This window comes from Colwellia sp. E150_009, from assembly GCF_053543955.1.
Genome location: NZ_JBHFOM010000039.1, coordinates 37,950 through 44,595, shown reverse-complemented (window position 1 = coordinate 44,595; position 6,646 = coordinate 37,950). Strand labels below are relative to the sequence as shown.

The following is a 6,646-nucleotide window of genomic DNA, read 5'->3' as shown; positions in this document are numbered from 1 at the left end:
CACTCGGTCCTTACACTCTTGGGCGGAGTTGGATGTGTATGAGATCTCAGTCTGACAATGCGGAATGAATTCCGCCCTACAGGCGATACGGCTTAATGAAGGTTAGACTTTAGTTTGACAAAGCGGAATGAATTCCGCCCTACACGGGATGTAACTTAATGTAGGTTAGAATTTATTCTGACAACGCGGAATAAATTCCGCCCTACAGGCGATACGGCTTAATGAAGGTTAGACTTCAGTTTGACAATGCGGAATGAATTCCGCCCTACAGGCGATACGGCTTAATGTAGGTTAGAATTTATTCTGACAAAGCGAAATAAATTCCGCCCTACAGGTTATCTTGTTTTACTTGTTCTTCTGCATATTGACGGCTTTTCTGTTTTAGTAATTTATCAACATAACGTGCCATCTTTATTTTCTGCTTAATATTACTTTCTAATATTTCTTCAACTTCTCGTAAAACCTCTTTAATATTTTCAACATTCTCTGACGAATTCACAATAACTTGTTGGCTTTCTGATTGATTAGTATGTTGATTGTTTTCAAGCACTTTTGAGCTTAGAGAGCCTGTTAGTTCAACTGACATCTCTTCTGCAACCTTGTTTATATCATCAACCTCAAAGTGCGTTAATTCTTCTAAAAACCCAAAGAGTAGTAAACGATCAACAAAAATATTAATTTTACGAGGTACGCCTAGTGTAGTGCGATGAATAACTTCAAATGAGTCATCAGAAAATAAAGGCTCCATTTTACAGCCCGCTTGGTGTAAGCGGTGATTAATATAGCTTTTGACTTCCTGTACACTTAAAGGTTGTAAATGAGCCGAAGCAATAATGCGCTGCCTAAATTGCTCCATATTTGGAGCTTGTATAATGTCTTTAAGCTCTTCTTGTCCAAGCAAAAAGCTTTGAATAAGCGGTTTATCATCCAGTTGAAAATTTGACAGCATTCTCAGCTCTTCAACTGTCTCTGATGGCAAGTTTTGAGCTTCATCAACAAGTAGTAAGGCGCGCTTTCCTTGCTTGTGTAGTTGAATTAAAAAGCTTTCTATACTACGCAACACTTCGGCTTTACTATTGCCTTTTAAGGTGATTTTGAACTCAGCAGCCACCAATTCAAGTAATTCATCAGGAGATAATTTGGTGGTTACTAATTGAGCCGCGACAATGTTGTCGTCACCTATAGAAGACAACAAATTACGCGCTATGGTTGTTTTTCCCGTACCAATAGGCCCAGTGATAACAATGAAACCTTCACCTTGGTTCAAGCCATATTGTAAATAAGAGAGAGCCCTTTGATGGTGGCTTGTGGCGAAGAAAAATCGAGGATCTGGGCTTAATTGAAATGGTTTTTCTGTAAAACCATAGTAACTTTCATACATATTAAAATTCTTTTGTTACGTTAACTATTACGCGAGCTTCATCGTAGGTATATTGTTCGAGATTTGAATCTCTATTTAGATGCTGAATCGTAAAGGCGCTTGTTAGTGATGAAGCTAAGTTTTTTGTGTAGGTTGCTGAAATTGTTCTGTAATAATCTTCTTGTCGACTACCTTCAGGATTGTTTTTATCAAAAATTCTATAATCATACTTTGTTGAAAAGGTTAGGCTACTCTTGCCACTAATTTTTCTTTTTATAGCGAAAGAAACGCCTAACGTATCATTTATTATTTGAGACTCAATTCGTTCTAGTCTAGTAGCCGATGTATTGAAGCTAAATGAAGTGCGAGCTAGTTGAAGGGTAGAGGCCCATGATAGACTTTTATTTAACGAAAATTCATTACCTTCTACGCGGTCCAAGTAAGAAAAGTTCACTAACCTAAAATCACCACTTGCTGGTTGTTCTGCTTGAGCAAAACATTGCAAAGTATTGCTTGGATCTATATTTTGAGGGCACCAGAAAAAACCAACATTTATTTGCTCATAATTGTTTCGGTCAAACACCTGTAAACTTTCATTATAAGTGATGGTGTTGATTAAGCGTTTTGTTTGATGTTGTAAGTTAAGGTTATATGAATCACCAAAAAAACGTTTGCTGTAACTAGCAAATAATGAGGTTCTTGCTGATGGCTCCCATTGAATGGACGTTGCCACATAATCATCACTAACCGTATCATCATCAACAATATTATACGAAAAGTCTATCGTTAAATGGTCTGAAATTAACCAACGAACACCTGGCCCCCAAGAAGCCGTTGTTTGTTGATTTTGATTAGGTAAATCACCAGAAAAGTCTTCATCGTAAAAACGGATAAAAGGATTTAAATTTAATGAAGTAACTAATCCTAATTTAGCTTCAATGTTATATTGATCAGTAGTTCTTGTTTCACCCGCATAATCCTGATCTCTTGTTGAAAAGCTGCTCGTAAGTTGCCAAAAAGTCAAACGGGCATTATTGTTATTTCTTGCATTTATAGCAGCTGATACACCATTATACTCTCCAATACCATCTTCAAACTGTTGAATATTGTAGGTTAGTGAAGAGTTCAAAGAAAAATCACTGTTATTAATGGTATATCTAAGGCCCGTTGAGTAGGATTCTGACTGTACCGTATCACCAGAAACTAAATCGGCCAGACCATTATTGGCCGAGTTTCTATTAGTATTATCAATTTTTGCACTCGCAATAAGTTCTACTCCACTAGTACCTAAGCGAAGTTGTCCTTGGGCGTCAAGTGTTAAATAGCTGTCATTTATATCGCTATCATGACTGAAAAAAAGGTTATTATTCTTACCTGAAAGTGAAAAACTCGCCAAAGGTGAATAGTATTCTGCATTTAAGTCGATAATAGCCTGAGAAACTAGGCTAGAAACAGTATCTACAGTTGTTAGTTCAACGTTATCAGTATAGGTTTCTTCAATACCAACATGGGGCACAAACCGCCATTCACCAGCAATAGCTGGTGTTGAAATAGCAAGCCAAGAGATAACTGTTAAAACGTTGGCAGTACGAAAATTATGAATGTTTCTTACCGTAGCCATAGCCATAATAACCATATTCATCCTTTTTAGATCTAACAGTTTTGTTCATTACAAAACCAATAGCGATATCTTCATGAAGTTGTGATACTGCTTTTTTCACATCCTCCAATTTTGTTTTAGATTCTTCAACCACTACCACGGCTTGCCCAACTAAACTCGATAATACTGGTGTTTCAGTAACACCTAATATTGGTGGGCAATCAAATATAACAATTCGATCTGGATAGCGCTGAGCCAGCTCTTGAGCTAATGTAGCCATTTTGGTACTGGCAAGTAATTCATTGGTTAAATGGTGTGGTTTGCCAGCAGGAATTATTTTTAAATTAGTAACATTGGTATTATAGATAACATCAGATAATGAGGTAACATCGTCTAGTAGGTACTCAAGTAAACCTTGTTTACTTTCAAATTCTAATTCTCTATGAATACTGGGTCTTAATACGTCAGCATCCACCAATAAAACAGTTTTTTCTTGCTCTAGCGCGATACTTAAGGCGAGGTTAATAGAAATAAAGGTTTTACCTTCATTAGCGTTAGAGCTGGTTACCATAATTAAATTACTGTGTTTTAATGTTTTGGCTGCAGGCCCAAAAGCATTATTTAATAATTTACGTTTAATATGGCGAAATTCTTCTTGAATATGATGAGCACTGCCTGTGCCATAGATAAACCCACGTGCAGTTAAACTGTCACCATTTAATGTTAGCGTTTCTTTCTTGCTGTTACTAACAATACTTGAGTGCTGAGTTTCTAGCTCAGCTGTTGATGTTTTTAACGCATCCTGATTTTGAGCATTTAATGATTCAGCTTTAAGATTGTCTTTATTATCTTGAGCAGACAATTTCTGCTTAGCTAATGCTTTTTCTATAGTATTCACGACTTAAAACATCCTTTTTAATGGTGCTTGAATGGTATCAGGAAATAAAAAATAACTCATAAACATAATAAGAATACCTAACAGTATTAGGTTTGAAATAATAAAAATTATGGTTTTCTTTTTATGCCACTTTTTCAGACCTAAATTGTCACTTGCTGACACAATGCCAAAAATAGGCACGCCCGTGGCTTTAGATAGTTGAGATGTTGAAGTGGTAACAGGTGATATTTGGCTCACTAGCAATGACAAACCTATTCCTGTACCAAAGCCAACAATCGTTACAATAATAAAGAATAAAATTCTTTTAGGCCCCGTTGGTTCTGTTGCTGCTCTTGGCGGATCAATCACTTTAAATTGAATTTTATTTGTATTCTCATCGGCTTGCTGGGCTAACTTAGCTGTTTCTTGTCTATTTAATAATTCTTCATATTTCTTTTTAGTAATATTATACCCTCGATTGAGTGCAATAAGCTCAGCTTCAATTTCAGGTAAAACATGAATTTTATTTTCTAAATCTTTTACTTTAGTGCGGAAATCATTTGCTCTAACTTTGATTGAAGCAACATTATTTTCATATTGGTTAACTTGAATTTGTAATTGCTGTATAACAGGGTTTTGACTGGTAATTAAAGCACCATTTTCATCATTACTGGTAACATCTAGGTATTCATCAATTTCTTTTGTTCGTTGTTTTTCTAAATGCTCTAAACGTTTTTTAGCTTCAATCACATCAGGGTGTTGGTCTGTATATCTTAACTGTAAAGAATCTAAAGAAAGCTCTAATTCTGCTATACGGTCATCATAACTGGTTTTAATAGAGCTAGATGTTTGTATTTTATTTTGAGCATTAGTTGATTCTGTTGGTACAGTGCCTAACTGCTCCTTAGCTGATTTAAGCTGAGTTTCTGCCTCTAACAAATCTAATTCAATTGTTTGTAATTGCTCTTTAGCAATATTGAGTTTGCTATAATAGCCGCCATTCTGATTAGGTAGCATATTACTGTATTTTTGTTTAAATTCGGTTAGACGAGACTCGGCACTACTTAGTCTATTTTCATACTCAGCAATTTGGCTTTTTAAAAATTTTTGCGCAGAATCTGAATCTGTGCGGTTTTCGCCAAGTGTGTTTTCTATAAACACTGTTAATGAAGATTGCACAACATTTTTAGCCATTTGAGGATTTTTATCTTCAAATGAAATAGTAAATATATTATCTCTACCTCGAGTTTTAACTATTTTTATATTTTCTCTTAAACGGTTAATAATATTTTCGTATTGTAGTGGTGTTTCTGCCTGAATGTCTAAATCCGTCATACGTGAAATACGTTCTAGATTAGGGCGACTTAACAAGGTTTTAATCATGAGGTTAATTTGATTATCAGGATTTGTTTGAACCGTTAAACCTTTTAATAATGGTGCTAAAATTGATTGTGTATCTGCATAAACTCGTGCTTTAGATTCATAAACATCAGGCATAGTAGATACAATACCCCAACCAATAGGGCATATTAGCCAAGTTGATATAATGATATATCGACGCTTAATCCAAATCCCTTTTAAATAATCTAGTAGTTCATCAATTATTTCTTGCATTCTAAACTTTAACCTTCATTCAATATATCATTGGTATGGCAGAATTCATTCCGTATCATCAGACAGAAGTCTAACCTACATTAAGCCGCATTATTTTCAAGCGGAATTCATTCCGCGTTGTCAGACTGAAGTCTAACCTACATTAAGTCACATCTCCTGTAGGGCGGAATTCATTCCGCGTTTGTCAGAATAAATTCTAACCTACATTAAGTCACATCTCCTGTAGGGCGGAATTCATTCCGCGTTTGTCAGAATAAATTCTAACCTATATTAAGTTACATCCCGTGTAGGGCGGAATTCATTCCGCGTTGTCAGACTGAAGTCTAACCTACAATTATTTAAAACCATGCTTCTGGAATGATAATGATATCGCCTGGTAACATGTCGATGTTAGCACTGATGTCACCGTCTTTTAATAAGCCATCAATCATAATTTCATATTGTTTTTGTTGACCATTTTCTATTCTTACTAACACGGCGTCATTACCGTCGGCAAATTCTGTTAGGCCGCCTACTTTTATCATTACATCGAGCAATGTCATGTGTTGAGTATAATTAATGGCTTGTGGTTGTGCTGCCTCACCAATAACGCGAATTTGTTCGCTGAATGGCCCAACAAAGCTATTAACGGTTACTGTAACAATAGGATCTCTTAAATAAGTAGCTAAAATTTGTTCAATAGAGCGCGCAAGTTCAGTGGGTGTTTTACCAGCCACATTAATATCTTCAACAAGCGAAGTTGTGATCATGCCATCAGGACGAACAACAAAAGACCCTGAAACTTCAGGGTTACGCCAAACAAATATATTTAATACATCTCCAGCGCCAATCAGATATTTATACGAGTTAATATCGGCTGTATTTGAAGGGTGTATGGTCGCCGTTGGTAAACTATGTGTGGTGGAACAGGCAGAAATGATTTGTACTAAAAATAAAGTCAAAACTACTTTGAGTGATTTGGTAAAATTTTTATCCATGGTTCATACCTTTTACATTAAAAATTATTTTTAATTCAGCTGTTGATTGTATGGTATTTTTTTCTGATATGCTACAGTTTAACCTCGGTAAATAAAGCGTTAACTTTCGTTGTATTTTTGCTAGAATCATTCGGCCATTATTGAAGTATAAGGATTTATGTGTCTAATGTGGCAAATAAATTGAAAGGGTTAAGCATATATCATCCTTATATTATAAA

5 protein-coding genes are annotated in these 6,646 nt (G+C 35.5%); all 5 read right to left on the bottom strand.

Features of this window, described 5'->3' with window-relative positions:
- Positions 1–328: 328 nt before the first annotated feature.
- The gene (locus ACE1OF_RS15245) at positions 329–1,381 is read right to left on the bottom strand and encodes an XrtA/PEP-CTERM system-associated ATPase (RefSeq protein WP_448895510.1); all 1,053 of its coding nucleotides are present in this window, start codon (positions 1,379–1,381) and stop codon (positions 329–331) included.
- 1 nt (position 1,382) lies between these two features.
- Positions 1,383–2,996 (bottom strand): TIGR03016 family PEP-CTERM system-associated outer membrane protein, encoded by a 1,614-nt coding sequence (locus ACE1OF_RS15240; protein ID WP_448895509.1) that lies wholly within the window; start codon positions 2,994–2,996, stop codon positions 1,383–1,385.
- Complete coding sequence (locus ACE1OF_RS15235) at positions 2,956–3,858, bottom strand: XrtA-associated tyrosine autokinase (RefSeq protein ID WP_448895508.1); 903 nt, start codon at positions 3,856–3,858, stop codon at positions 2,956–2,958. The genes ACE1OF_RS15240 and ACE1OF_RS15235 overlap by 41 nt, the downstream gene beginning before the upstream one ends.
- 3 nt (positions 3,859–3,861) lie before the next feature.
- On the bottom strand, positions 3,862–5,451 hold the full coding sequence (locus tag ACE1OF_RS15230) for an XrtA system polysaccharide chain length determinant (protein WP_448895507.1): 1,590 nt from the start codon (positions 5,449–5,451) through the stop codon (positions 3,862–3,864).
- A 338-nt stretch (positions 5,452–5,789) separates the two neighbouring features.
- Positions 5,790–6,428 carry an XrtA/PEP-CTERM system exopolysaccharide export protein gene (locus tag ACE1OF_RS15225; RefSeq protein ID WP_448895506.1) on the bottom strand — a complete coding sequence of 213 codons (639 nt, stop codon included), beginning with the start codon at positions 6,426–6,428 and terminating at the stop codon, positions 5,790–5,792.
- Positions 6,429–6,646: the final 218 nt, after the last annotated feature.

Coding starts and splice junctions, on each gene's coding strand:
- ACE1OF_RS15245 (WP_448895510.1), bottom strand. CDS start 1,381: ATGTATGAAAGTTACTATGGTTTTACAGAAAAACCATTTCAATTAAGC.
- ACE1OF_RS15240 (WP_448895509.1), bottom strand. CDS start 2,996: ATGGTTATTATGGCTATGGCTACGGTAAGAAACATTCATAATTTTCGT.
- ACE1OF_RS15230 (WP_448895507.1), bottom strand. CDS start 5,451: ATGCAAGAAATAATTGATGAACTACTAGATTATTTAAAAGGGATTTGG.
- ACE1OF_RS15225 (WP_448895506.1), bottom strand. CDS start 6,428: ATGGATAAAAATTTTACCAAATCACTCAAAGTAGTTTTGACTTTATTT.